Below are 25044 nucleotides of genomic sequence, written 5' to 3' on the forward strand. Positions count from 1 at the left end.
CAGGTGGCGGTCATCCTGTTGATCAAACTGACAAAATTGTCACGCGCCGGTACCCATTCCTGACCGATAGATCAGGATAATTTGGCGGGGTCATCTTCTGGACCTCGAATCATGTCGCGCTTTCTTTCCTGTCTAACCGCTGCCTTGGTGGGTACCGCAGTGCTCGGCCAGGCACAGGCGGCCTTGCCGCAGCACCCCGATCTCGATCTGGCTACCGCCCAGCGGCTGGCACAGGCCGCACCCTGCAGCGCGGCCCTCGCGGTGCTCGACCGCAGCGGCCAGCCGATCCTCCTGCAGCGCGATACCCGCGTCGGGCCGCATAACGCCGAGGCGGCGCGGCGCAAGGCTTTCACCGCGCTGTCCACCCGCACGTCGTCGCAGGCGCTGGCCGAACGTGCGCGGCAAAACCCCGATGCGGCCAACCTCGTCACGCTGCCCGAGTTGCTGCTGCTGGGCGGCGGTATCCCGCTCTATGAAGGCGACCAACTGGTTGGTGCCCTGGGCATCGCCGGGGCCGGCGGTGGCGGGGCCGATGAGCGCTGTGCGCTGGCCGCGGCTCGACACCTCGCTTTGCAATCCCATCCCTAAAGGAGAATCCCATGAAGACTTGCGTGCTCTTGGCCGCCTTGGCGCTACCGGGCCTGGCCGTCGCCGCGCCCAATCCCCTCAGTGTCCATGTGTTGAATCTGGAAACCGGCGTGCCCTCGGCGGGGGGTCACGTGACCCTGGAGCGCCAGGTAGGCGAGAGCTGGCAGCCGCTGGCGGAAGAGGTCACCAACGCGCAGGGGCGAGTGCCGGCGCTGTTTCCCGAGGACCAGACCTTTGCGAAGGGCGAATATCGGGTGGTCTTCAAGACCGGGGACTACTACCGCCAGCAGGGGCGTAGCGCCTTCTTCCCGGAGATTCCGGTGGTGTTCGAGGTGACCCAGCCGGCGCAGCACTACCATATTCCGCTGCTGCTCAGCCCCTACGGATTCAGCACCTACCGGGGCTCCTAGCGGGATGGCGAGGCGGTCTGCCGAAAAGCGGATAGCGCCCGCCGCCTCTTCACGTATCTCAGGTCCCCGAGAGCAGCGCGCTGCAGATTGCGCGGCAAGACCAGGGGGCCTGTTCTTCCTTGGGTTGAAGTGGGGCACCGGTCTCGGTGGCGCTGCAACCTCTAGGGCAGTCGGGATCGTTCTATCTCATGAATAAGCTGATTAATTTCTGTGGAGGAGTCTGTCGAGACAGCGGCATTAAGTGAGTCCTAATCGACAATGTGTAGCGTTGGTCGCCCAAATCATTATCGTGCCCCGTTATTTTTTCGGCCGGCGCCATCGATCATGTATGACCAATGACATTCACCGTCGCTTTATCGGGAGCTGGTGGGTATGCCGTCCGATCGGTCTTCGCTTGGCTTTTCCAGCTGTTTTGCTTACGCGATCTCAGGCAGGTCGCAGTCGTGAGTCAGGGCTTCGCGTCACTCCGCAACAGTCAACACGGTCCGGTACTTCTGCTCGCCTCCGGGCCTTCGGCGGCAGAGCTCTGCCTGGACGCCTGGCGCGATGTGCCGATCATCACCATGAACGGCGCCATCGCCAAGCTGGGCGGGAGTGGGATCCGTCCGCTCTTCTATGTGTGCAGCGACCTGAGCTTTGCCGAGCAGCAACCCGACCTCTACGAACTCGGACTCGAGCAGGCGCAACGGCTGGCGTTGTGGCCGACGGCGATCGAAAGGCTGTCGGCGACCAGGCAGGGCAAGGCCCATGCACTGCGGCGAGCGCCCAGTACCCGGCTGGAACATTACCTCGGGCTCGAGCGTGATCAGGCCGAACGCACCCTCACCTTGCTCAGTCGGCGTGCGCGCGACATAGGTTTCAGTCGCGATATGGATTACGGCATCTTCGATGTCCGTACCGTCGCCTACATTGCCTTGCAACTGGCCTACCACCTGGGTTCCACGGAGCTTTATCTGGCAGGCGTGGATCTCAACGCCCAAGCACCGCGGTTCTATGAGGACGGTAACCGTCCAGCATCGCCCTGCGGCCTCGACGAGCATCTGTACCACCGCATCCTGCCCGGCCTGACGATCATGCAGGCGGTGCTCGCTGCCGAAGGGCGCCAGGTGTTCAATCTCTCGCGCACCAGCCGCGTTCCTGCCGAGCTCATCCCGCGGGCCGACCTTGCCGCCGTCGAGGCGGCCTGGCTGGGTCAGCGGACCCGCCAGGCCAGCTGATCTCAGCTGTCGAGGACGGGCCCAGGGTAATAGCTGTCGCTCAGGGGGGCGAAACAGTGGCCCTTCGCGATCAAATGGCCTTTGCTCCTCACCGCCAGCCCAGGGTGAGCCAGGCGACCAGGACGTAGCGGGTGGCCTTGGCCAGGGTCACGACCAGCAGAAAGCGCCACAGCGGTTCCCGCATCACCCCGGCTACCAGGGTCAGGGGGTCGCCGATGATCGGTGTCCAACTGAGCAGCAGCGACCACCAGCCATAACGGTGGTAGGCCGCCTGGATGCGCGTCAGGCGCTCTGGCGATACCGGGAACCAGCGACGCTGGCGGAAGCGTTCGAGGTGCAGGCCCAGCCACCAATTCAGCATCGAGCCGGCGACGTTGCCGAGGGTGGCAGCCAGCAGCAGGAGTGCTGTCTCGTAGCGCTCGGTCAGCAGCAGCCCGGCCAGCGCGGCTTCCGATTGCAGGGGGAGCAGGGTGGCGGCGCCGAAGGCCAGGGCGCTCAGGCCCAGGTAGACGCTCAGGGCTTCCAGGATGGGATCTCCATGATGGTAAGGCTCAGGCCTGTTGGGCCGTGATCAGGCGTCCAGCCAGGGTAGTGCAGAAAGGCCGAAGGCGCGAAGACGGGCGCCGGGAAAGATCGAGGGCAGTACTGCGGGAAGCGTCCTGGTGGTCTGGAGCGCTTCCCGCAGCCTGATCGGCTACAGCCTGGCGGTTCGGTCGATCAAAGCACGAATTCGGCGACGACCTGGTACAAGCCCACGGCCAGCCGCGAGACTTCGTTGCTGGCGGTTGCCGTCTGGTGGCTGCCGGCCGCCGTCTGGTGCGAGAGATCCTTGATGCTGGTCAGGTTGCGATCGATTTCCCGGGCGACCTGAGCCTGTTCTTCCGCAGCCGTGGCGATCAGGGCATTACGCTCGTTGATGGTCGCCATGGCTTCGGCGATCTCCGTCAGGGCGCTGCTGGCGTTCTGGGCCACCTGGATCGACTGGCCCGCCATCTGGCGACTGTTCTGGATGGCTTGAGTCGCCTGCACCGAGTCGCTCTGCATGGCGCTGATCATCTGTTCGATTTCGCGCGTTGATTGCTGGGTGCGATGGGCGAGCGCGCGCACCTCGTCGGCGACCACGGCGAAACCGCGGCCTTGCTCGCCCGCTCGCGCCGCCTCGATGGCGGCGTTGAGGGCGAGGAGGTTGGTCTGCTCGGCGATGGAGCGGATCACCTCGACCACGGAGCTGACTTCCTGGGCGCGGGACGACAAGGCCTGGACTTGTTCGCTGGTATCGCCCACGTTCTGGCTCAGGTCGCGGATGGCGGTCAGGGTGGAACTGACGTGGTCCAGCCCAACATGGGTGAGGCCTTGGGTGCGCTGCGAGGCTTCGGCGGTCTGCTCGGCATTGCGTGCCACCTCGTCGACGGCGGCGCTCATCTCATTGACGGCCGTGGCCGCCTGGTTGACCTCGTCGTTCTGGCGGACCAGGCCACGATTGCCCTCATCGATCACCGCCGTCATCTCTTCCGCTGCGGCGGCCAATTGGGTCGAGCTCTCGGAGAGATGGGTGATGGTGGTCTTCAGGTTGCCCTGCATTTGCGCCAGGGCGGTCAACAGGCCGGCGGCTTCGTCCTGACCCACGACGGTGATGCGTTCGGAAAGGTCCTTGCCGGCGATACGCTGGGCGATGCGCAAGGCTTCGCCGATGGGGCCGGTGATGCTGCGAATGAGCAGGAACGCCAGGATGCAGGTGGCTAGCAAGGTGGCGGCGATCAGCCCGATGACCAGCCTCAAGCCCGTCGCATAGATTTCACTGGCTTCCGTTCCGGCCTGTTCGGCGCCCCTGTCGTTGAACTCGATGAGCCCCTGCAGCTGCTGCTGCATGCTGTCGGTGACTGGGCGGATGTTGCCATTGATCAGGGCCAGCGCGGCGGCATTGTCGCCGCTGCGGAACAGGGCTTCGAATTTTTCCAGTAGCTGTTGATAGCTGTCGGAGGTAGTACGGACTTGCTCGTACAGTCCGCGCTCCTCTGGGCTGGAAACCAGCGGCGCGTATTGCGAGATCGCATCGGCTAGGGCTTTGCGGTAGTTGGGGAAGTCGTCCAGGACCTTCTGGCGCAGTTGTGCATCGCTGGTGGTCGTGCCCCTCAGGCTTTCCAGTCGGAGTCGCAGCATGCTGGAACTGATCAGGCCGGCCTGGCGCACGCTTTCCATCCAGTCGTCTTCCACGACTTTCTCGGAGTCTCTGAGCTTGCCCATCTGCACGACGGCGGCAATGCCTAGTGCGAATACTATTGTTACGATAATCGAGAAGATGAAAACAGCCCTTGGCGTCAATCCCATTCGGCGGAGCAGCATGATGAACATCCTTTCTTGTACTGGGTGTTCTCAGGTTATTGGCGGCTCTTTCAGGCTCTGCAATACATTTTCTATATGGAAGACATGACTTTTCATGTGGATTTATCGGTCCGGTTATGTCCTTTGAATCTTCCCGTTGCCATTTGGTAATACCGCGGCCTCTCCTCTATACCGTCTGACTGTTTAGCAAGGAGATGGGCGGCACGAGTCTCCGGTGCAAGCGGTTTTAGGCGGGGTGCGGGTACTACCATTGTTGCCTGGGGCCCAGGTTAATGGAGATCGCACCCTCAGTGACCCGAGGAGGGCGTCACACCGTCCATCGCCAAAACATCAGACGAATGGCCGCGCCCGCGTCAATCCAAGCGGGCGATCCAGTCCGCTACGGCATCACCGCTGCCCATATCCGGCTGCACCAGGCCATCGATCATGAAGGTGGGCGAGACATGGATGCCGTTCTGGCGGGCGTACTTGCAGTGCCATTTGATGGCGTGCTGCAGGTCGGGATTGGCGAAGGCTTCGGCCAGGGCCAGACCGCTGTAGCCTTCCAGGCGGGCGATGATGTCGTTGGGTGTGGCGTCGCGGTTGGGGCCGGTGGCGTGATCCTGGAATTCGAACTCTTCGCGGTGGGCGGCGACGGCGGCCAGTACTGCCTTGGCGCTCTCCTTGCCGCCTGCGAGGGTTTCCGCGGCCAGGACGCAACGCACCACCACGCCCGAGAACAGGTGCCAGGGCTGGGCTTGCAGGCGGATCTTCAGGGTGAGCCGGTCAGGGCCGGCCTGGGCCAGCAGGTCGTCGAGCTTGTTGAAGGCCCTGACCGAGAAGGGGCAGGTGGGTTCGAGAAAGACTTCGAAGGTGCGCGGGCCATGGCCCCAGCTGAGGGTGTCGGTGTACATCGGGGACTCCTGTGACGTTGGGCGAAGCAACCGGGATGAGACCGCACGCCGTCCCTGGCGTTGTGCCGGTGCGGGAGGCGTCAGAGCCTGTTCATAATCTTGCGAGCTAGAGCCAAACAAGGCCTAGGCGGCCCCACGAAAACGCCTGAGGAAGCGGATCGGACCCGCGCTCGGGTTTACGAGTGGTAAAAGAGCATTCCGATGGGGCCGCCTAGGCGGGGCTGGCCACCCAGGGCGTTTTCAACGCAGTTTGGCCGACGCGCAGCAGATTTTGAACAGGCTCTCAGGGAATCAGGCGCCGCCGCCGCATGTCTTCCAGGTGCTCCAGTAGCACCTCGTCCGACCTCAGGATCATCCGCTGGAAGCCGGCCTGCCGCGCCTTGGTCACGTCGAAGATGGCGTCCTTCACGACGTGGAAGATGAAGTCGCCGAAGGCACCGGGCGCGATCCTCCGGGGATCGGCTTCGATCAGGTTCTCGCGCTGGGCCAAGGCCTGCCAGGTCGGCTTGAGCGCAGTCAGCCGCTGGTCCAGGGAGATCGGCTGGGGCTCGCCCACTTCCAGGCCGAACCAGTCGGCCAGCTTGGGCCAGACATGGCTCCAGCGGAAGACGTCGCCATTGGTAAGATTGAAGGCGCCGTCGCGTTCCTCTTCGGCGGCCCAGACCGCGGCCTCGCCCAGCAGCGGCGCGGCGGTGACATTGACCAGGGCGCCGCGATAGGCCTGCTCCGGGCCGGGGAACTGCATGGCGGTACCGGTCTCCTGGCAGAGGGCGCCATAGAGGCCGATGAGATTGCCCAGGTTCATCGCCGAACCCAGGGAATGGCCGATGACGATGTCGGGCCGCAGGGCGGTCCAGCGGATGCCATCCCCTTCCAGACTGCGGACGAAATCTTCGTGGCGGAAATAGAGATTGGGCGGGAAATGGCGGCTGTCGTCTTCCCGCGCCGGCGTCTTGTAGACGCCGAGATGAGCGCCGTAGATCTTGCCGCCCTGGACGAAGGTGATGCGCGCCAGGGGTGCACCCGCGCTGCGTACCGCGGCCACCAGGTTTTCCAGCATGGCGGCGTTTTCATCGGCCTCCACGCCCGGGTCCGGATTGGGCCTTAGGGCACTGTAGAAGAGATGGGTCACTCCCGCGAATCTGTCCTTGGCAGCGGCCAGGCTGCCGACATCCAGTAGGTCGGCGGTCACGTGGGGGAAGCGGCTCGGCGCGTCCTGCGAGCGGCCCACGGTGATGATGGACCAGCCGCCCTGGGCGAAGGCTTCCAGCACGGCCTGGCCGATGATGCCGCTGGCGCCGGCGATGAGTAGCTGTCTTGTAGTCATGGGGTCTCCCGGTGAAGTCTGTCGAGGGCGATGAAGGGGAGACCCCCGCTGCCCTCGATTTGTCCCCGTGTCGGGCTGGACGGTCGGGGTATCCACGTCCCGTCGCGGCGTGCTTTCGCGCTCGTCCTGCGCGGACTACCTTGGGCTCATGTCCATCCTCGCGAGGCGGTCCGTCATGGCGACATCTCCGGCGTCCTTCCCAGCTTTCCCGGCGCTGCTCGACGAGGCGCTGGCCGCCCTGGCGCTGCCGGCTGCGGCGGCACGGCAACTGCGGGTATCCAATGCCGACAGCCTGGCGTCGTGTTTCCCCGTCAGCGATCTGGCCACGGCCTCGATGGGCGCGGCCGGCCTGGCGCTGACGGACCTGCTGGGCGCGACCGGACCGGCCGCCGAGGTGCGGGTTGATCGGCATCTGGCCGCGGCCTGGTTCAGCCGTTCGCTCAAGCCCCAGGGCTGGACGTTGCCGGACGCCTGGGACCCGGTCGCTGGCGACTATCGCACCCGCGACGGCTGGATTCGCCTGCACACCAATGCCGCCCACCATCGAGCGGCGGCGCTCGGCGTCCTGGGCTGCCCGGAGACCCGCGCCGCCGTGGCCGAGGCGGTCGCCACCTGGTCGGCTACGGAGTTGGAGACGGCGGTGGTCGCGGCTGGCGGTTGCGCGGCGGAATTGCGCAGCCTGGCGGCCTGGCAGGCCCACGCGCAGGGTCGCGCGGTAGCGGCCGAGCCGCTGCTGGCCCTCGATTGGCAGGAGTGTCCGCCACCCACGGCCTGGAAACCCGCGCCCCAGCGGCCCCTGGCCGGCATCCGCGTGCTCGACCTGACCCGCATCCTCGCCGGACCCATCGCCACTCGGTTGCTGGCCGGGCTGGGCGCGGAGGTGCTGCGTATCGATCCGCCCGGCTGGGACGAGCCGGCCCAGGCCCCGGAGGTGACCCTGGGCAAGAGGTGCGCCCGTCTCGACCTGGGCCGGCCCTCCGATCGCCTGACGTTCGAGCGCCTGCTCGGCGCAGCCGATGTGCTGGTGCACGGCTATCGCCCGGAGGCTCTGGAGGGCCTTGGTTATGGCGAAGCCCAGCGCCGCGCCCTGAATCCGGGGCTGGTCGACGTCACCCTGAGCGCCTATGGCTGGAGCGGCCCCTGGGCCGGCCGCCGCGGCTTCGACAGCCTGGTGCAGATGTCCTCTGGCATCGCCGCGGCCGGCCGCGATTGGCGCCAGGTCGAGCAGCCGGTGCCGCTACCGGTCCAGGCTCTCGACCACGCCACCGGCTACCTGATGGCGGCCGCGGTCATCCGTGGCCTGGCCGCTCGCCTACGTGAAGGCGTCACGCTAAGCGCGCGTCTGTCCCTGGCCCGCACCGCCTGCCTGCTGACCGCACATCCCGCCATCGCCACCGAGCCGCTGTTCGCCGGGGTGCAGGAGGCCGACTACGGTCCCGAGCCGGAGCCTACCGCCTGGGGTCCGGCGCTGCGCCTGCGCCCGGCACTGGAAATCGGCGACCTGCGCCTGCACTGGGAACGGCCGGCTACCCGGCTGGGGTCGGCAATGGCGGCTTGGGGCGGGTACGAACAGTCGTGATGTCGAGCGACCTGCTTGGCACTAGGCAACCGGCCTGAGCGGTCTCATCGCGATGTCTTTTTAATCTCGGTGAGCCCGCATGCTCTCGGTCGAAGGAAAGGGTGGTTTGTCTGCTCGATCAGACTTTGCTGGTGGATGCAGCGGGCCTATCCACTGGCCGGACCGCACGGCGGTACAGCAAGGTCGCGCTGAGTGCCAGGGTTGCACAAAAGACGCCGGCGATACTGATGCCGCTCCAGCCGAATCTTCCGGCTACCGCCGTGCCTAGCGCCGAACCCACGGCCCCACCGAGGAAGTAGCAGGTCATGAAGACGGTATTCAGCCGGCCACGGGCTTGCGGTAGCAAGGCATACAGGCGGGTTTGATTCGCCACCAGATTGGCGCGGCTGCCTAGATCCAGAACTATTATGCCGAGGATCAGCAAACCGAGGTTCAGTGCTGCACCGGCAATCAGGGCGAAGGCCAGGATGATCAGGGCTGCCGCCAGGGTCAGGATCCAGCGTCCGCCCAAGCGGTCGGTAAGGCGTCCGAGAGTGGGCGAGGCCAGCATGCCGGCTGCACCGACCAGTCCGAACAGCCCTGCCGCCTCGCTGCCATAATCATAGGGTGGCTTGGCCAGCAGCAGCGCCAGAGAGCCCCAGAGGACATTGAAGGCAGCGAAGAGCAGAAAGCCGGCCAGACAGGCTTCGCGTAATACCGGCTGTCGTACCAGTAGCTCGCCCAAGGAGGCCAGCAGCTTGGGATAGGACAGGCCGCTGGCAGGCGGAGTCCTTGGTAGGCACAGCCAAATGAGGCCGATCAGCACCGCATCGATCAGGGCGGCCACTTCGAACATGGCACGCCAACCCACATGAGCGCCTAGGTAGCCGCTCGCCGTGCGAGCCAGCAAGGTTCCGGCGAATAGACCGCTCATGAGCCGGCCCACGGTGTGCCCCCGTTGGTTGGGGTCGACCAGCCCCGATACGGCGGGGATGATGATCTGCGCACTGATAGCCGTCATGCCGACGAGAGCGCAGGCGACCAGTAGCTGTGCCGCTGTCGTTGCCATTGCGCACAGGGCCAAGCCGAGCATATTCACCAGCAGCAAGGCAGTAATCAGTCGGCGTCGGTCGAGCCGGTCGCCCAGCGGTCCCAGCAGGACCAGCCCCACCGCATAGCCAACCTGGATCAGCATGGCGATGGCACCTTGGAAGCTGGCATCTGCGTGAAAGGCCAGTGCCATCTGTGGCAAGAGCGGTTGGCTGTAGTAGAGGTTGGCAACGGCGAAGCCGCACGCTGCCGATAGCGCCAGTACGCGACGCCCGGACAAGGGTGCGTTGGCCTGAAAGAGTGTGGACATCAGCAAGCTCCAGTACGGCGGCGCCAGCGGCGCCCTGACGCGGAGGATGCTAGAGGCGCTATCCAAGGGGCAGAACGTCTCGATCGAGCGCAAGCGTTTTGCGTAATATGCAAAACATGCTGAAACTTCCTTCTCTTGAGCACCTGCCGGTCTTCGTTGCCGTTGCGCGTGCCGGCAGTTTTTCCGCCGTGGCGGCCAAGCAAGGCGTGGCGCCTTCTTCGGTCGTGCGGCAGGTCGACGCCCTCGAAGCGGCCTTGGGGGTAAGGCTGTTCGTGCGCTCCACCCGTGGCCTGGCCCTGACCGACGCCGGGGAGCTGCTGTTGACCCGGGCTCCCGCTTTGCTCGATGAGTGGGTGGATGTGCGGGCGGAGGTCGCAGCCCTGGGCGACGAGCCAGGTGGCTTACTGCGGGTCGCCTGCCTGCCCACCTTCGGGCGTCATCACCTTTTGCCGTTGTTGCCGGACTTGCTCGACCGCTATCCAGCGCTGCGCATCGAGCTTGACTTCACCGAGCGGCTGGCCGATCCGGTGCGCGAACGTCTCGACGCGGTGATTCGTATCGGTCCGCTAAAGGATAGTCGCCTCTATGCCCAAAGCCTGGGCACGCAGCGCTGGTCGATCTGCGCCAGCCAAGCCTATCTGGAGCGGCACGGGCATCCGGCAAGTCTCGCCGAGGTGGCGGGTCATCGGCTGTTGGATAAGCGCCACGATCCCGAGGGGCTCGGCTGGCGCGGGCTGAGTGCCAACGGTCTGCTTCCGGCAGAGGCGAGCGACAGGGTCTTTGCCTGCGACGATTTCGAGGCGCTGCTGCTGGCCGCCATCGCCGGCCTGGGGCTGGCCTATTTACCTACCTGGGTGACCTTACGCGCGGTCGCTGCCGGGCAACTCGTTCCGGTATTCCATGACCCCGGCAAGCGCTCGGACGACATTCACCTGTTACGCGCCTTGCCGCGACCTCCCGCGAAGCTTGTGGTGTTTACCCAGGCCTTGTTGAGCGCCTTGGCTCCAGAGTTTTCACCTTCGCAGCGATAGCCCTCGAAGCCCAAGGCGTCAGGCCCAGGGGAGCGGTGGGCGTTATCCTGCTTGAGCACCTCCCCGAGCCGCGCGAGGCGATATGACCGTTTGGCACAGGCGCACTCGCCTCAAGGCTCCAAACAATACCCCACGCCATAGATCGAACGGATCAGCTCGCAGTCCGGGTCGAGGCGGTGCAGTTTGCGGCGGACGTTGCGCACGTGGCTGTCGACGGTGCGGTCGGTGACGATGCGGTAGTCGGCGTGCAGGTGGTTGAGCAACTGGTCGCGGGAGAGCACCTTGCCGGGGTGCTTGGCCAGGGTCGCCAGCAGGCGGAATTCCACCGGGGTCAGCTCCAGCGGCTGGCCGTTGTAGCTGGCCTGGTAGGCCTCGGCGTCCAGTTGCAGGCCGCTGGGCGCGGGAAGGCTACCCGCAGCGCTGCGGCGCAACACGGCCTTGACCCGGGCCACCACCTCGCGCGGGCTGAAGGGCTTGCAGATGTAGTCGTCGGCGCCCAGTTCCAGGCCGAGCAGGCGGTCGATCTCGTCGACGCGGGCGGTGACCATGATGATCGGCAGAGCGCTGAAGGTGCGTACCGCGCGGCACACCTCCAGCCCATCCAGGCCGGGCAGCATGAGGTCGAGCAGCATCAGGTCGGGCGGCGTGGCGCGGATCGTCGCCAGGGCTTCCTGGCCGTCGGCGCGCCAGTCGCAGGCGAAGCCGGCGGCTTTGAGGTAGTCGCCGAGCAGGGCGGCGAGCTTGGGTTCGTCTTCCACCAGCAGGATGGTCTGGCTCATACCGGGCTCCGGGCGTCGAGGGCGGGCAGCTGGAGTTCCAGCCAGAGACCGCCCAGGGGGGAGGCGTGCGCCTGCAGGTGCCCACCGTGGACCTCGGCGATGCCGCGGCAGATGGCCAGGCCCAGACCGGCGCCACCGCTGCGACGGCTGCGCGAGCCCTCGACGCGGTAGAAGCGTTCGAATAGCCGCTCGCGATCGGCGGCGGGCACGCCAGGCGCGGAGTCCTGCAGGTCGACCTGCAGCAGCGGGCCGACCTGGCGCGCGGCGAGGTGAACCTGGCCGGGGGCCTCGGTGTATCTCAGGCTGTTTTCCAACAGGTTGTAGAACAGCTGGCCAAGGCGCGCCTCGTCGCCACGGATCATCAGGGGCACGTCCGGCAATTCCAGTTGCAGGTCCAGGCCGGCCTGGCGATAGCGGGCGCGCCAGGCGTCGGCGGTCAGCGCCAGCAGCGTCGCCAGGTCCACTGCCTCGTGGCGATAGGTGGGGCCGCCGACTTCGGCCAGGGACAGTTCGAAGAGGTCGTCCACCAGTTTGTTCAGCGAGCCGACCTCGGTCTGCAGCGACTTCAGACCGCCGATATCCAACGGCCGGATGCCGTCCTCCATCGCCTCCAGTTCGCCCTTGAGCACCGCCAGGGGCGTGCGCAATTCGTGGGAGATATCCGCCATGAACACCCGGCGCTGGCGTTCATTGTCCGCCAGCACGCTGGCCATGCGGTTGAAGTCCTGGGCCAGCTGGCCGGCCTCGTCGGCGGAATGGATGGGCAACTGGATACCGTAGTCGCCGGCCGCCAGGCGGTGGGTGGCGGCCGCCACGGTGCGGATCGGCCGCAGTAGGGTGCGGGCGATCCACCAGGCCAGGGCGGCGGCCAGCAACAGGCAGACGAAGGCGATCACCAGGCTGGAGCGGATCTGGCTTTGCTGGAAGCGGCGGTCGCCGTCGCTGATCACCGCCTCGAAGGGGGTCAGCGCCAGCCAGCCGACCACCCGGCCCTGCCAATGGATGGCGCGCAGCAGGGGCTGGGGCGGCAACTGGCGAAAGCCGATCAGGTAGCGATGCTCCGCGTCCAGCAGTGAGAAGCGCATAAAGGCGCCGGTCAGATCCGAGACCGGTGGGGCAGGCATATAGGTCTGGTTCGGCGGCAATTCCGGACGCAGCAGTTGAATCCAGGCCTCGGGTGGATGCTGATTGAGCAGGAAGTTCCAGTTGCCATGCTCGGCATAGGCGTGCTCGAAGCGCGGCACCAGGGTGTCCAGCCGCTGTTCGGCCTGGCCGTTGAGATAGCCGAGGAAATCCCGCGAGAAACTCAAGTAAGAGGCCCCGGCCATGCCCAGCACGGCGAAGGCGCAGAGCGCCAGGGCAGCCAGAAAGACCTTGGCGGACAGGGACAGGCGAAGCAGGCCCATGCGGATCTCGGCAACGGAAGGTAGGGGCACGCTAGCAGCTCCGCGGCTGACTGTCAGGGGGCGGCGGCCAGGCGCGTGGCCTGCCAGTCGCCACCCAGGGCCATCTGCAACTGGACACTGGTCACCAGTTGGCTGGATTCCAGCTGCAGCAGGCTCTGCTCCTGGCTGAGCTGGGTGGCCTGGGTGGTGGCCACGTCCAGGTAGTCGATCATGCCGGCCTCGTACTGGTCGCGGGTCACGCTGGCCGAGTCGCGAGCGGCGGCCACGGCGCGGCGCTGGGCGGCGATCTCGGGGTCGAGGGTGTGCAGAGCCACCAGGTAATCCTCCACTTCGCCGAGGGCGGTGAGCACCGTCTGCCGGTAGCTGGCGACCTTGGCGTCGTAGGCGGCGCGGGCCTGGTCGACGCCGGCGCGGGTGGCACCGAAGTCGAACAGGGTGCCGGAAAGGGTCGGGCCCAGGGACCAGAAGCGACTGGGCGTCTTGAACAGCTCGCCGAGCAGGCTGCTCTGGTAACCGCCGCTGGCGCTCAGGGTCAGGTCCGGGTAGTAGGCGGCGGTGGCCACGCCGATGGCGGCGTTGGCGGCGGCCACCTGCCGTTCCGCCTGGGCGATGTCGGGGCGGCGCTCCAGCAATTCGGTGGGCAGGCCCGCGGGAATTGTGGGCAGCCGGGCCTGCCAGTGGGGATCGGCGGCCAGGCTGAAGTCCTCCGGCGGCTTGCCCAGCAGCAGGGCGATGGCATGTTCCAGCTGGGCGCGCTGGGTGGTCAGGGCCAGCCGGTCGGCTTCGGCGCTGTCCAGTTGGGTGCGCGCCTGGGCGAGGTCGGCGCGGGAGGCGATCTGTTCGTCATAGCGGTTCTGGATCACCGCCAGGTAGCGCCGGTAGTCGGCCAGGGTCTGGTCGTAGAGCGCCAGGCGCCGATCCAGCACGCGCAGCTGGAAGTAGTCTTGGGCCAGCTCCGCCTGGGCGCTGAGGGTGGCATTGGCCAGCTCCGCGGCGCTGGCCTGGGCGCTGGCGCGGTCTTCTTCCAGGGTGCGGCGCAGCTTGCCCCAGAGGTCCAGGTCCCAGCTCAGGCCGAGGCTCAGGCTCTCGGCGTTCCTGACCGTGGCGCCGCCCGCCGTGGAACTGCTGGAGCCGCTGGAACTGCTGCCGTTCTCGCTGCGGGTCGCCTTGGCGTCCAGGGTGGCGCTGGGCAGGGTCTCGGCGCGGCTCTGGCGGACCAGGGCGCGGGCCTGGCGATAGAGCGCCTGGTATTGGGCGACGTTCTGGTTGGAGACCGCCACCTGGCCCAGCAGGGCCGCGAGTTGGGGATCCTCGTAGGCTTGCCACCAGGCGCCCTTGGCCTGGTCGTCGTGCGGACTGGCGGCCTTCCAGCCGGCCGCCTCCTTGAATTGCGTCGAGAGCGGAGCGCTAGGCCTTTGGTAGTCGGGGCCGACGGTGCAGCCGGCGAGCAGGGCCAACAGGAGCAGCGGGGGTAGGGCGCGTAGGGCGGGCATGGTCGTCACCTTCAGGCCGCGGAGCGGCGCAGATGCGTGCGCCAGAGGCGGCGACTGGCGCGGCTCAGGCGGTCGAGACAGAGGAACACCACCGGGGTGGTGAAGAGTGTCAGCACCTGGCTCAGCGCCAGGCCACCGGCGATGGCCAGGCCTAGGGGGCGGCGTAGTTCGTCGTCGCCGCCGCTGCCCAGGGCCAGCGGCAGGGCACCGAAGAAGGCCGCCAGGGTGGTCATCAGGATCGGCCGGAATCTCAGCCGGCAGGCCTCGCGGATGGCGGCCTCGGGCGTCAGGCCCCGGTCGCGCTCGGCCACCAGGGCGAAGTCCACCAGCATGATGGCGTTCTTCTTGACGATGCCGATCAGCAGCAGGATGCCGATCAGGGCGATGAGGGTCAGCTGGGTACCGGTGGCCAGCAGCAGCAACAGGGCGCCCACCCCGGCCGAGGGCAGGGTGGAGAGGATGGTCAGCGGATGGATGTAGCTCTCGTAGAGCATGCCCAGCACGATATAGATGGCCGCCAGGGCCGCCGCCACCAGCCAGGGAATCTGGGTGACCAGGGTGGCGAAGGCCTTGGCGGTGCCCTGGAAGCCGGACTGGATTTCCCGTGGCAGGCCGACCTGGATCAGCGCGCTCTGGATCGCCTGTTGCGCCTGTTCCAGGGAGACCCCGTCGGCCAGGTTGAAGGCCAGGGTGCTGGTGGCCATCTGGCCCTGGTGCGCCACCGCCAGGGGCGCGTTGCCGCCGGCGAAGCGGGCGAAGGCGGCCAGCGGGACCTGGGCGCCGCTGGCGGTCACCACATAGAGCTGGTGCAAGACCTGCGGGTCCTGGGTATAGGCCGGTGCCAGCCCCAGCACCACGTGGTACTGGTTGAGGGTGCGATAGAGGGTGGCCACTTGGCGCTGGCTGAAGGCGTTGTCCAGGAAGGTGTCGAGCTCCTTGACGGTCACCCCCAGGCGGCTGGCCGCGGCGCGATCGATCTCCAGGCGCACCTCCTGGCCGCCGTTCTGGGCATCGGAATCCACCCCGGTGAGTTCCGGCAGGGTCTTGAAGATGGCCTCGACCTTGGGCGTCCAGTTGCGCAATTCGTCGAGGTCGTCGGCTTGCAGGCTGAACTGGTAGGTGGCGTTGGCGCTGCGGCCACCCACCTGCAGATCCTGGGCCGGCATGAGGAACAGCTGGATGCCGGCGTAGCGGCTGCCGAGTTGGCTCAGGCGGTTGGCGATCTGCTGGGCGCTGTCCTTACGCTCGCTGTAGTCCTTGAGGCGGATGAAGAACTGCGCCGAGTTGCGCGAGCCGAACATGCCGCCGCCGGTGGAGGCCATCACCGCCGCCACGTCCGGATCGCGGCGCAGCTGGGCGGCGATTTCCCGCACGAAGGGTGCCAGGGCCTGGTAGGAGATGTTCTGGTCGGCGCGGATGGCGCCCATCAGCACGCCGGTGTCCTGGTCCGGGAAGAAGCCCTTGGGCACCACCACATAGAGATAGACGTTGAGCACCACGGTCAGCGCCAGGCTCGCCAGGGTCAGCAGTGGATGCCGCAAGACCCAGTCCAGGCCGCGCAGGTAGCCGGCTTGCAGGCGCGCCAGGGTCGTTTCGATCAGGCGATAGGCCGGCGGCACCGGCGCGTCGGGCGTCCGCTCGCGCAGCAGCCGGGCGCAGAGCATGGGCGTGAGCGACAGCGACAGCAGCATGGAGATGACCAGGGCCACGCTGAGGGTCACGGCGAATTCGCGGAACAGCCGGCCGACGATGCCGCCCATGAGCAGCAGCGGGATGAACACGGCGATCAGTGAGAGGGTCATGGACAGCACGGTGAAGGCCACCTCTCGCCCACCGATCAGCGCCGCGCGCAGCGGCCCGCGGCCCAGCTCGCGATGGCGGGTGACGTTCTCCAGCACCACGATGGCGTCGTCCACCACGAAGCCGGTGGCGATGATCAGCGCCATCAGCGACAGGTTGTCCAGGCTGTAGTCCAGCAGGTACATCACCGCGCAGGTGCCGATCAGCGACAGCGGCAGGACCAGCGCCGGCACCAGGGTGGCGCGCAGGTCGCGCAGGAAGACGAACACCACCCCGATCACCAGCAGCACCGCCACCAGCAGGGTCTCCTCGGTGGAGTGCAGCGAAGCCGTGATACTGGCCGAGCGATCGATCACCGGCACCAGGTCCACGTCGCCCGGCACCAGGGCCTGCAGGGCCGGCAACTGGGCCTTGATGGCGTCTAGGGTCTGCAGCATGTTGGCGCCGGCCTGGCGGGTCACGGCCAGGGTCACCGAGGGCTGGCCGTTCAGCGAGCCGCTGACGTAGACGTCCTCGACCGTGGCATAGACCCGCGCCACGTCGCTCAGGTGCACCGCGGCGCCCTGCTGGTAGCCGACGATCAACCGCCCATAGTCCGCCGCCTGCTCCAACTGGCCGTTGCTGTCGATGGACCAGGTCTGGCCCTCGGCGTGCAGCACGCCCTTGGCGCCATGGGTGGTGGCGTTGGCGATGGCGCTGCGCACGCTGTCCAGGGCGATGCCGGCATGGGCCAGTTGCTGGGGTTGCAGATCGATACGGATCGCCGGCAGCGAGCTGCCACGGATCGATACCTGGCCGACGCCCTGCACCTGGGCGATCTTCTGCTGCAGGATGCTCGACGCCAGATCGTAGAGTTCACCGGGGCTGCGCGTCTTGGAGGTCAGCGCCAGCATCAGGATCGGCGATTCGGTGGGGTTGGCCTTGCGGTAGGTGGGCAGGCTGGGCATGCCGCTGGGCAACAGGCTGCGCGCGGCGTTGATGCCAGCCTGGACGTCGCGGGCGGCGCCATCGATGTTGCGCGACAGGTCGAATTGCAGGATCAGGGTGGTGGCGCCCTGGCTGCTGCTGGAGGTCAGCTCGGTGATCCCGGCGATCTGGCCGAGGCTGCGCTCCAGCGGGGTGGCCACGGTGGCTGCCATGGTCTCGGGGCTGGCCCCGGGCAGGCTGGCATTGACCACGATAGTGGGGAAATCCACCTTGGGCAGCGGCGCCACCGGCAACTGGGCGTAACCGAGCAGGCCGAGCAGCAGCACCGCCAGGCTCAGCAACAGGGTGGCGACCGGCCGGAGCACGAACAGGCGCAGCGGATTCATCGCGCGGCGCTCCGCTGCAGCCGCCGGCCGAGCCGCTCGCCTAGGCTATCGAAGGCCAGGTAGATCACCGGGGTGGTGTAGAGCGTCAGCACCTGGCTGACCAGCAGTCCGCCGACGATCGCCAGCCCCAGCGGCCGGCGCAGCTCGGCGCCGGAACCGCCGGCGAACATCAGCGGCAGGGCGCCGAGCAGGGCGGCCATGGTAGTCATCAGGATGGGTCTCAGGCGTAGCAGGCAGGCGCGGTGGATGGCCTCCCGCGGTGCCAGGTGCAGCTGCTGGCGACCCTCCAGGGCGAAGTCCACCATCATGATGGCGTTCTTCTTGACGATACCGATCAGCAGGATCACCCCGATCAGGGCGATCAGGGTGAATTCGGTGCCGGTCAGCAAGAGCAGCAGCAGGGCGCCGATGGCCGCCGAGGGCAGGGTGGAGAGGATGGTCACCGGGTGGATGAAGCTCTCGTAGAGCACCCCGAGCACGATGTACATCACCACCACTGCGGCCAGGATCAGCCACAGGGTATTACCGGCCGCCTGCTGGAAGGCCTGGGCCGCGCCCTGGTATCTCAGGGTGACGCTGCTCGGCGCCTGGGCCTCTTGCATGGCATGGGCGATGGCCTGCTGCGCCTGTTCCAGGGAATAGCCGTCGGCCAGGTTGAAGGACAGTGTCACCGCCGGGAACTGCCCCAGGCGCGTCAGGGACAGGGCGCCGGGTAGCTGCTCGATGCGGGCGATATCGGTGAGGCGTACCAGGCCCTTGGCGGCGTTGCTGGTGCTGCTGGTCGTCGAGCCGCTGTTCGTTGTACTGGCGCTGGTGCTGGTGCTAGCGGTCGAGGTCGTCGCGGGCGTCAGGTAGATGTTGCCGAAGTCCGCCGGGGACTGCTGGAAGGTGCCCGGCACCTGCAAGACCACCCGGTACTGGTTGGCCTGGGTGAAGATGGTGGAGATCAGCCGTTGGCCGAAGGCGTTGTACAGCGCCGTGTCCACGTCGGCGGCGGTGATGCCGAAACGGGCGGCGGCGGTGCGGTCCAGTTCCACCTGGGCGGTGAGGCCCTGGTCTTCCAGGTCGTCGAGCACGTCGCGCAATTCCGGACGCGCCTGCAAAAGTGGCATCAGCCGTGGCAGCAGGGCGGCCAGTTGGGTGCCGTCGGCGTCGTCCAGGGTGAACTGGTACTGGCTGGGGGTGAGCTGGTCGTCCACCGTCAGGTCCTGGCTGGCCACCAGATTCAGGCGGATGCCGGCGACCCCCGCGGCGGCCTGCTCCAGGCGGCGGATGATCGCCGGGGCGCGCTCGTTGCGCTTGTCGAAGGGCTTGAGCTGGATCTGCAGGCGGCCCTGGTTGAGGGTGGCGTTGGTGCCGTCGACGCCGATGCTGGAGGTGACCGTGGCCACCGCCGGGTCGGCCAGTACCTGCTGCACCAGCGCCTGCTGGCGGCGCGCCATGGCGTCGAAGGAGACGTCCTGGGAGGCACGGGTGAAGCCGACGAGCAGGCCGGTGTCCTCGTTGGGAAAGAAGCCCTTGGGCACCAGGACATAGAGCAGGGCGGTCAGTCCGACCGTGGCCGTGGCCACCAGCAGGGTCAGCCGCGGATGGTCCAGCACCACGCCGAGGGTGCGGTCGTAGCCGGCCACCAGGCGCTCGAACTGCCGTTCTCCCCAGCGCGCGAAACGCCCCTGGCGCTCCAACGGCACATGGTGCAGCAGCCGGCTACAGAGCATCGGGGTGAGCGTCAGGGAGACGAACATGGAGACCAGGATGGCCACCGCCAAGGTGATGGCGAATTCGCGGAACAACCGGCCCACCACGTCGCCCATGAACAGCAGCGGGATCAGCACGGCGATCAGCGAGAAGGTCAGGGAGATGATGGTGAAGCCGATCTCCCGCGAACCGCGTAGCGCTGCCTGCAGCGGCGGCTCGCCGTCTTCCAGGTGGCGGGCGATGTTCTCCACCACCACGATGGCGTCGTCGATGACGAAGCCGGTGGCGATGGTCAGGGCCATCAGCGTCAGGTTGTTCAGCGAAAAGCCGGCCAGGTACATGACGCCGAAGGTGCCCACCAGCGACAGCGGTACCGCCAGGCTCGGGATCAGGGTGGCGGTGAGGTTGCGCAGGAACAGGAAGGTCACCAGCACCACCAGGGCGATGGACAGCACCAACTCGAACTGCACGTCTGAAAGCGAGGCGCGGATGGTCTGGGTGCGGTCGGCCAGCACCGTCAACTGCACGCTGTCCGGCAGGGCCGCCCGCAGCTTGGGTAGCTGCGCCTGGATGGCGTCGACCACGCCGATGACGTTGGCGCCCGGCTGGCGCTGGATGTTGATGACGATGGCCGGATGGCCGTTGGCGGTGGCCTGCAGGTAGGCGTTTTCCGGCGCCTCCGCGGTGGTGGCCACGTCCTTCAGGCGCAGGGCGGCGCCGTTCTCGTAGCTGAGCACCAGCTCGCCGTACTCGGCGGCGCTACGCAACTGGTCGTTGGCATCGATGGTGATGGAGTGGTTGGGGCCGTCGAAACCGCCCTTGGAGCCGTTGACGTTGGCCGCGTTGACCACCGTATAGACGTCTTCCAGGGTCAGGCCGTGGGCGGCCAGGGCCTTGGGATTGACGTCGATGCGCACCGCTGGCTGCTGGCCACCGGCCAGGGTCACCAGGCCGACCCCGGAGATCTGCGACAGCTTCAGCGCCAGGCGGGTGTTGACCAGATCCTGCACCTGGGTCAGCGGCAGGCTGTCCGAGGTGGCGGCCAGGGTCAGCAGCGGGGCGTCAGCCGGATTGACCTTCTTGTAGGTGGGCGGATTGGGCAGGTCGTTCGGCAGGAAACTGTTGGCGGCGTTGATCGCGGCCTGCACCTCCTGCTCGGCGACGTCCAGCGACAGGCTGAGATCGAACTTCAGGGTGATGACCGAGGCGCCGGCCGAGCTGGTCGAGTACAGCTGCGCCAGACCGGCCATCTGCCCCAGCTGGCGCTCCAGCGGCGCGGTCACCGCGGTGGCCAGCACCTTGGCGCTGGCCCCGGGATAGAGGGTGTTGACCTGGATGATGGGATAGTCCACCTCCGGCAGCGCCGAGATGGGCAGCAGGCGATAGCCCAGGATGCCGGCGAACAGCACCGCCACCATCAGCAGCACCGTGGCCACCGGCCGCTGGATGAACAGCCGCGACGGATTCATCGGCTGGCATCCGCCGCCGGCGTGGCTGCCACCCGGACCTGGGCGCCGTCGCGCAGATGGTCGATACCGCGGGTGACCACCCGCTCATCTCCCTTGAGTCCCTGGGTGACGGCCACCCGGTCGCCCAGCGCCGGGCCGGTGGTTATGCCGCGTCGCTCCACCTTGTCATCGGCCCCGACCACATAGACGAAGCTGCCGTCGCTGCCCAGTTGCACGGCGGCGGCGGGCACCACCACGGCGTCCTTGAGGGTGCCGGTCTGCAGGCGCACGTTGACGAACTGATTGGGATAGAGCTTCTCGTCCGGATTGGCGAACACCGCCTTGAGCTTGATGCTGCCGGTGCTGGTGTCGATCTCGTTGCTGAGGTACTTCAGCGTGCCCTCGGCCAGGATGGTGTTGTCCAGTTGGCCGAGCGCGGTGACCGGCAGCGCCTGGCCCTGGCGCACCCGGGGCAGCAGACTGGCCAGATTCGCCTGGGGCAGGCTGAAGGTCACCGCGATGGGATCGGTCTGGGTGATGCTGACGATGCCGGTGGTGTCGCCGGCAGCCAGGTAGTTGCCCGGGTCCACCAGGCGCAAGCCGACATAGCCGTCCAGCGGCGCCGTGATGCGGGCGTATTGCAGATTCAGCTGGGCGGCGGCGATCTGCGCCTGGTCGGCCTGCACCGCGCCCTGGTACTGGCCCACGGTGGCTACCTGGGTATCCAGCTCCTGCTTGGCCAGGGAGTCCTTGGCGAACAGCCTACGGTAGCGTTCCAGGGTCAACTGGGCGCTCTTGAGCTGCGCCTGGTTCTGCGCCAGGTCGCCGCGGTACTGATCGAGTGTGGCCTGGTAGGGGCGCGGATCGATCTGCGCCAACAGCTGGCCCTTCTTCACCCGCTGGCCTTCGGTGAAGAACACCTGCTCCAGCTGGCCGGCCACCCGGGTGGTCACCGTCACGCTGGCGTTGGCCACCACGGTCCCCAGGGCGGTGAGGATGACCGGCACGTCGGCATGCCCGGCCTGGCCCACCGCCACGGTGATCGGCTGCCCCTGTCCCGCCGCGCCACCCCAACCCCGACCGCCATGGCCACCATGCGCGGCCCTACCGGCGTCGGTCGAACGCTCATGCAGCAGCAGCCCCAGCGCCAGGGCGGCACCGGCCAAGACAACAACGACGAGAATGCGGGATTTCCTGCTCATGCCTGCCAGACCTGAATGAGATGTCGGTCAGACTGCGGAGCAAATGTGCAGAAAATATGGAAAGGGCGCTCAGCTGCGTGGGGCGCTGCAACCCCGGTCCGTGTAGGTTGCGGTTGAGCGCAGCGAAGCCCAACGGCCCCGCTGCTTTCTAGAAGGCGTCAATCCAGATCCGCCGCCGAAGGCCGCTCGGCCAGTTGCTCGCCCGGCTCGCCCCAGGTGCGATTGACCCGCCGCCCGCGCTGCACCGCCGGCCGTGCGGCGATGGCCTTGGCCCAGCGCTGGACGTGCGCGTAGTCCTGCACGGAAAGGAATTCCGCGGCGTTGTAGAGCTGCCCCAGCACCAGGTTGCCGTACCAGCTCCAGATGGCGATATCGGCGATGCCGTATTCCTCGCCCGCCACGTAGGTCCGCTCCGCCAACAGCCGGTCGAGCACATCGAGTTGGCGCTTGGTTTCCATGGCGTAGCGATTGATGGGGTATTCGAGCTTTTCCGGCGCATAGGCATAGAAATGCCCGAAGCCGCCGCCGACGAAGGGCGCCGAGCCCATCTGCCAGAACAGCCAATTCAGCGTCTCGGTGCGGCCGGCGTGATCCTTGGGGATGAAGGCGCCGAAGCTGTCGGCGAGATAGAGCAGGATGGCGCCGGACTCGAACACCCGCAGCGGCTCGGCACCGCGGCGATCCACCAGGGCGGGGATCTTGGAGTTCGGGTTGATCTCGACGAAGCCGCTGGAGAATTGCTCGCCTTCGCCGATGCGGATCAGCCAGGCATCGTACTCGGCGTCTTTATGCCCCAGCGCCAGCAATTCCTCCAGCAGGATGGTCACCTTCATCCCGTTGGGCGTGCCTAGGGAATAGAGCTGGAAGGGATGTTCGCCCACCGGCAGGTCCTTGTCGTGGGTCGCACCGGCGATGGGCCGATTGATGCTGGCGAAGTTGCCACCCGACGTGACGGGGGTCCAGACGCGGGGGGGAGTGTAGGAATCGCTCATGGTGGCTCTGTCCTCGGTCGGTGAAGATCGGTAGTTCGATCATAACCGAACATTGTGTGCCTAGGGCTTGGTTCAAGCGTTCTGTTCGGTCAGCCGCTGCGCAGTCAGGCTCCGATACTGGCGTGGCGTCATGCCCTTGAGCTGATGGAAGCGCCGATTGAAGTTGGAGATATTGTTGAAGCCGGCCTCGAAGCAGATGTCGGTCACCGGCATGCGACTGTGGGACAGCATCTCGCAGGCCTTGCTGATGCGCAGGCTGTTGACGAATTCGACGAAGGTCCGGCCGGTTGCCTGGCGGAAGAAGCGCGAGAAGTAGGTAGTGGTCATCCCCAGGTGCTCGGCCACTTCCTCCTGGGTGAGATCGCGCTGGTAGTGATCGAAGATGAAATTCACCGTGCGGTTGGTGCGATCCACCGCCTGCTCACTGGCGGTACCCGGCTCCACGGCGCCGGAGAGCAACTGGTAGCGCTCCGAGGTGGCCAGGGCCTCCATGAGCACCAGGAAATGGCCAAGACGGGTGGCACCCCCGCTGTCGGCGATCTGCTGCAGCAGCACCTCGGCCCGGGCGATCAGCTCGGGGTCCTGGAATTCGATCCCGTAGCGCGCCCGCTCCAGCAAGGGCGCCAGGCCATTGAGTTCGGGGAAGACGGCGGTGGCGTTGTCCACCGTTTCGTCGGTGAAATTGACCAGCATGTCACGCTTGGTCACCACCTCACCCTCGGCGATGCGGCTGATCCAGTTGTGCGGCAGGTTCGGGCCGGTGAGGAACAGACTGCCGGGGTAGAAGTTGCCGATGTAGTCGCCAATGAAGGCGGTACCCGAGCTGGCTACCAGCAGGTGCAACTCGTACTCCTTGTGGAAGTGCCAGCGCACCAGCGGGCAGGGAAAGCCATGCTCCCGGTAGATCACCGAATGCCCGCTCAGGTCCTCCATCAACTCGTAGGAGGGATTGCTCTTGCGCAAGGACTGACTCATGGGTCGACCCGCCGTTCTTGTTGGTCTCGATGCTGGTCCTGTTCGACGTCCAGTGCAACCCAGGGTTCAAGGATTCAGCCGGCGCGCAGGATCACCGCCGCCCTCAGCTTGCCGCGGCCGAAGCGACTCATCTTGTCGAACTCGGCGTGGGACACCGGGATGTGCTGGCAATCCAGCTCGCGACGATGCTGGCTGTGGTCCACATCGGGATCGTGCAGGTAGACGAAATCCTCGTCGCAGTCGGTGACCAGTACCCAGTGCGGACCCTTGGCCTTGGTCAGGCGGAAGGAGCTGATCAGCACCAGCGGGAAGGCCCCTTCGGCGACCCAGGCCGCCACGTCCAGCCGAGTGCGATAGAGGCGTTCGATGGGCGACTGCTTGACCTCGGCGCTGAAGTCTTCGTGCACCAGGCGCATCACCTCCTTCTTCTCCTCGCTGCGCACGCCGTCGAGAAACAGCGGACCGCGGGTATTGACCTGCAGGGTCACCTGGAAGCCGCGCCGGTGGGCGGCCAGGGCCAGGCCATGGGGCCCGCAACCGCCATGGCCGGCGGTCATGAAGATGGTGGTCGCCTCGCGCCACAGCCGCAGCTCTTCGCGGCGCTCCAGCGGTCGACCGGGCTGGAGTGCGGCCATGGCCATCAGCAGGCTGGCCGGGCCGCAGGTGAAATCGGTGGTCTGGCGGTAGAAGGGCACCGGACGGGCCTGGCCCTCGCGTGGCTGGCGGATACGCTTTTCGAAGCGCAGCGCCTGGCTGTGGTCCTCGTAATAGTCCTCCACCGTGGCGAAGGGCAGGTAGCCGTTGCGTTCGTAGAGGGCGATGGCGGCGGCATTGTCCGGTCGTACCTCCAGCCGCAAATAGGCGCAATCGCGCTCCACGGCCTCGGCTTCGGCGGCGTCCAGTAGGCGCTGGCCAAGGCGATGGCCGCGCGCGGCGGGGTCCACGGCGATGGAGTAGAGGCGGGCGAGGGAGGTGTTCTGGTGGAACAGCACCAGGGCATAGCCCGCTACGAGCTCCTCGCCTTCCGCCAGGATCAGGACGGCGTTCGCCCGGGTGAGCATCCAGTGGAAATTGCGCCGGGAAAGACGGTCATAGCTGAAGCAGCGGGCTTCCAGATCGACCAGCGCCGCCAGATCGTCCAGCCCGGCGGGCCTGAGCGTGAAACTCATCGCGAAGGATTCTCCTGGAACGGAGCGGGCAGCCTGCCACGG

General features: G+C 66.9%; 19 protein-coding genes. 5 read left to right on the forward strand and 14 right to left on the reverse strand.

Annotated elements, in window-relative coordinates; genetic code table 11:
• Window positions 1-111: 111 nt before the first annotated feature.
• From CCZ28_RS00420 to CCZ28_RS00430, 3 genes are all read left to right on the forward strand, one after another.
• Window positions 112-588 carry a GlcG/HbpS family heme-binding protein gene (locus tag CCZ28_RS00420; protein WP_140215022.1) on the forward strand — a complete coding sequence of 159 codons (477 nt, stop codon included), beginning with the start codon at window positions 112-114 and terminating at the stop codon, window positions 586-588.
• Window positions 589-599: 11 nt separating this feature from the next.
• Window positions 600-998 (forward strand): hydroxyisourate hydrolase, encoded by a 399-nt coding sequence (gene uraH, locus CCZ28_RS00425; RefSeq protein WP_140215023.1) that lies wholly within the window; start codon window positions 600-602, stop codon window positions 996-998.
• Between the two features lie 443 nt (window positions 999-1441).
• A complete protein-coding gene (locus CCZ28_RS00430; protein ID WP_140215024.1) occupies window positions 1442-2215 on the forward strand; it encodes a lipopolysaccharide biosynthesis protein in 774 nt (257 codons plus the stop codon).
• An 88-nt stretch (window positions 2216-2303) separates the two neighbouring features.
• Here CCZ28_RS00430 and CCZ28_RS00435 read toward each other — a convergent pair whose 3' ends face one another.
• The 4 genes from CCZ28_RS00435 to CCZ28_RS00450 all read right to left on the reverse strand — a co-directional run bounded on the left by CCZ28_RS00435 (window position 2304) and on the right by CCZ28_RS00450 (window position 6778).
• Window positions 2304-2741, reverse strand: coding sequence for a YqaA family protein (locus CCZ28_RS00435; RefSeq protein ID WP_140215025.1), 438 nt, complete (start codon window positions 2739-2741; stop codon window positions 2304-2306).
• 191 nt (window positions 2742-2932) lie between these two features.
• A complete protein-coding gene (locus CCZ28_RS00440; protein WP_140215026.1) occupies window positions 2933-4558 on the reverse strand; it encodes a methyl-accepting chemotaxis protein in 1626 nt (541 codons plus the stop codon).
• A gap of 353 nt (window positions 4559-4911) precedes the next feature.
• Window positions 4912-5451 carry a DsbA family protein gene (locus tag CCZ28_RS00445; protein ID WP_140215027.1) on the reverse strand — a complete coding sequence of 180 codons (540 nt, stop codon included), beginning with the start codon at window positions 5449-5451 and terminating at the stop codon, window positions 4912-4914.
• Between the two features lie 283 nt (window positions 5452-5734).
• Window positions 5735-6778 carry an NAD-dependent epimerase/dehydratase family protein gene (locus CCZ28_RS00450; RefSeq protein WP_140215028.1) on the reverse strand — a complete coding sequence of 348 codons (1044 nt, stop codon included), beginning with the start codon at window positions 6776-6778 and terminating at the stop codon, window positions 5735-5737.
• A gap of 175 nt (window positions 6779-6953) precedes the next feature.
• On the opposite strand from CCZ28_RS00450, the gene CCZ28_RS00455 reads away from it, so the two are divergent.
• Window positions 6954-8357 (forward strand): CoA transferase, encoded by a 1404-nt coding sequence (locus tag CCZ28_RS00455; RefSeq protein ID WP_140215029.1) that lies wholly within the window; start codon window positions 6954-6956, stop codon window positions 8355-8357.
• Between the two features lie 118 nt (window positions 8358-8475).
• Here CCZ28_RS00455 and CCZ28_RS00460 read toward each other — a convergent pair whose 3' ends face one another.
• Window positions 8476-9696 carry an MFS transporter gene (locus CCZ28_RS00460; RefSeq protein WP_140215030.1) on the reverse strand — a complete coding sequence of 407 codons (1221 nt, stop codon included), beginning with the start codon at window positions 9694-9696 and terminating at the stop codon, window positions 8476-8478.
• Window positions 9697-9812: 116 nt separating this feature from the next.
• Between CCZ28_RS00460 and CCZ28_RS00465 the strand changes: the two genes are divergently transcribed.
• Window positions 9813-10727, forward strand: coding sequence for a LysR family transcriptional regulator (locus CCZ28_RS00465; protein WP_140215031.1), 915 nt, complete (start codon window positions 9813-9815; stop codon window positions 10725-10727).
• A gap of 110 nt (window positions 10728-10837) precedes the next feature.
• Here CCZ28_RS00465 and CCZ28_RS00470 read toward each other — a convergent pair whose 3' ends face one another.
• The 9 genes from CCZ28_RS00470 to CCZ28_RS00510 form a co-directional block, all read right to left on the reverse strand.
• The gene (locus tag CCZ28_RS00470; RefSeq protein WP_140215032.1) at window positions 10838-11506 is read right to left on the reverse strand and encodes a response regulator; all 669 of its coding nucleotides are present in this window, start codon (window positions 11504-11506) and stop codon (window positions 10838-10840) included.
• The gene (locus CCZ28_RS00475) at window positions 11503-12912 is read right to left on the reverse strand and encodes an ATP-binding protein (RefSeq protein ID WP_140221252.1); all 1410 of its coding nucleotides are present in this window, start codon (window positions 12910-12912) and stop codon (window positions 11503-11505) included. Before CCZ28_RS00475 ends, CCZ28_RS00470 begins: the two co-directional genes overlap by 4 nt.
• Before the next feature lie 53 nt (window positions 12913-12965).
• Complete coding sequence (locus CCZ28_RS00480; RefSeq protein WP_140215033.1) at window positions 12966-14405, reverse strand: efflux transporter outer membrane subunit; 1440 nt, start codon at window positions 14403-14405, stop codon at window positions 12966-12968.
• Between the two features lie 11 nt (window positions 14406-14416).
• A complete protein-coding gene (locus tag CCZ28_RS00485) occupies window positions 14417-17518 on the reverse strand; it encodes an efflux RND transporter permease subunit (RefSeq protein WP_140215034.1) in 3102 nt (1033 codons plus the stop codon).
• Window positions 17515-20685 carry an efflux RND transporter permease subunit gene (locus tag CCZ28_RS00490; protein WP_140215035.1) on the reverse strand — a complete coding sequence of 1057 codons (3171 nt, stop codon included), beginning with the start codon at window positions 20683-20685 and terminating at the stop codon, window positions 17515-17517. The genes CCZ28_RS00485 and CCZ28_RS00490 overlap by 4 nt, the downstream gene beginning before the upstream one ends.
• On the reverse strand, window positions 20682-21866 hold the full coding sequence (locus tag CCZ28_RS00495) for an MdtA/MuxA family multidrug efflux RND transporter periplasmic adaptor subunit (protein ID WP_140215036.1): 1185 nt from the start codon (window positions 21864-21866) through the stop codon (window positions 20682-20684). Before CCZ28_RS00495 ends, CCZ28_RS00490 begins: the two co-directional genes overlap by 4 nt.
• A gap of 158 nt (window positions 21867-22024) precedes the next feature.
• Window positions 22025-22858, reverse strand: coding sequence for a glutathione-dependent disulfide-bond oxidoreductase (gene yghU / locus CCZ28_RS00500; RefSeq protein WP_140215037.1), 834 nt, complete (start codon window positions 22856-22858; stop codon window positions 22025-22027).
• Window positions 22859-22930: 72 nt separating this feature from the next.
• On the reverse strand, window positions 22931-23833 hold the full coding sequence (locus tag CCZ28_RS00505) for an AraC family transcriptional regulator (RefSeq protein ID WP_058789219.1): 903 nt from the start codon (window positions 23831-23833) through the stop codon (window positions 22931-22933).
• 74 nt (window positions 23834-23907) lie between these two features.
• Entirely contained in the window at window positions 23908-25002 is a 1095-nt protein-coding gene (locus tag CCZ28_RS00510; RefSeq protein WP_140215038.1) for a GNAT family N-acetyltransferase/peptidase C39 family protein, read from the reverse strand.
• Window positions 25003-25044: the final 42 nt, after the last annotated feature.

It is taken from the genome of Pseudomonas oryzihabitans, from assembly GCF_006384975.1.
Taxonomy (GTDB): domain Bacteria; phylum Pseudomonadota; class Gammaproteobacteria; order Pseudomonadales; family Pseudomonadaceae; genus Chryseomonas; species Chryseomonas psychrotolerans_B.

Coding starts and splice junctions, on each gene's coding strand:
- CCZ28_RS00420 (WP_140215022.1), top strand. CDS start 112: ATGTCGCGCTTTCTTTCCTGTCTAACCGCTGCCTTGGTGGGTACCGCA.
- uraH (WP_140215023.1), top strand. CDS start 600: ATGAAGACTTGCGTGCTCTTGGCCGCCTTGGCGCTACCGGGCCTGGCC.
- CCZ28_RS00440 (WP_140215026.1), bottom strand. CDS start 4,558: ATGCTGCTCCGCCGAATGGGATTGACGCCAAGGGCTGTTTTCATCTTC.
- CCZ28_RS00445 (WP_140215027.1), bottom strand. CDS start 5,451: ATGTACACCGACACCCTCAGCTGGGGCCATGGCCCGCGCACCTTCGAA.
- CCZ28_RS00450 (WP_140215028.1), bottom strand. CDS start 6,778: ATGACTACAAGACAGCTACTCATCGCCGGCGCCAGCGGCATCATCGGC.
- CCZ28_RS00455 (WP_140215029.1), top strand. CDS start 6,954: ATGGCGACATCTCCGGCGTCCTTCCCAGCTTTCCCGGCGCTGCTCGAC.
- CCZ28_RS00460 (WP_140215030.1), bottom strand. CDS start 9,696: ATGTCCACACTCTTTCAGGCCAACGCACCCTTGTCCGGGCGTCGCGTA.
- CCZ28_RS00465 (WP_140215031.1), top strand. CDS start 9,813: ATGCTGAAACTTCCTTCTCTTGAGCACCTGCCGGTCTTCGTTGCCGTT.
- CCZ28_RS00470 (WP_140215032.1), bottom strand. CDS start 11,506: ATGAGCCAGACCATCCTGCTGGTGGAAGACGAACCCAAGCTCGCCGCC.
- CCZ28_RS00475 (WP_140221252.1), bottom strand. CDS start 12,912: ATGGGCCTGCTTCGCCTGTCCCTGTCCGCCAAGGTCTTTCTGGCTGCC.
- CCZ28_RS00480 (WP_140215033.1), bottom strand. CDS start 14,405: ATGCCCGCCCTACGCGCCCTACCCCCGCTGCTCCTGTTGGCCCTGCTC.
- CCZ28_RS00485 (WP_140215034.1), bottom strand. CDS start 17,518: ATGAATCCGCTGCGCCTGTTCGTGCTCCGGCCGGTCGCCACCCTGTTG.
- CCZ28_RS00490 (WP_140215035.1), bottom strand. CDS start 20,685: ATGAATCCGTCGCGGCTGTTCATCCAGCGGCCGGTGGCCACGGTGCTG.
- CCZ28_RS00495 (WP_140215036.1), bottom strand. CDS start 21,866: ATGAGCAGGAAATCCCGCATTCTCGTCGTTGTTGTCTTGGCCGGTGCC.
- yghU (WP_140215037.1), bottom strand. CDS start 22,858: ATGAGCGATTCCTACACTCCCCCCCGCGTCTGGACCCCCGTCACGTCG.
- CCZ28_RS00505 (WP_058789219.1), bottom strand. CDS start 23,833: ATGAGTCAGTCCTTGCGCAAGAGCAATCCCTCCTACGAGTTGATGGAG.
- CCZ28_RS00510 (WP_140215038.1), bottom strand. CDS start 25,002: ATGAGTTTCACGCTCAGGCCCGCCGGGCTGGACGATCTGGCGGCGCTG.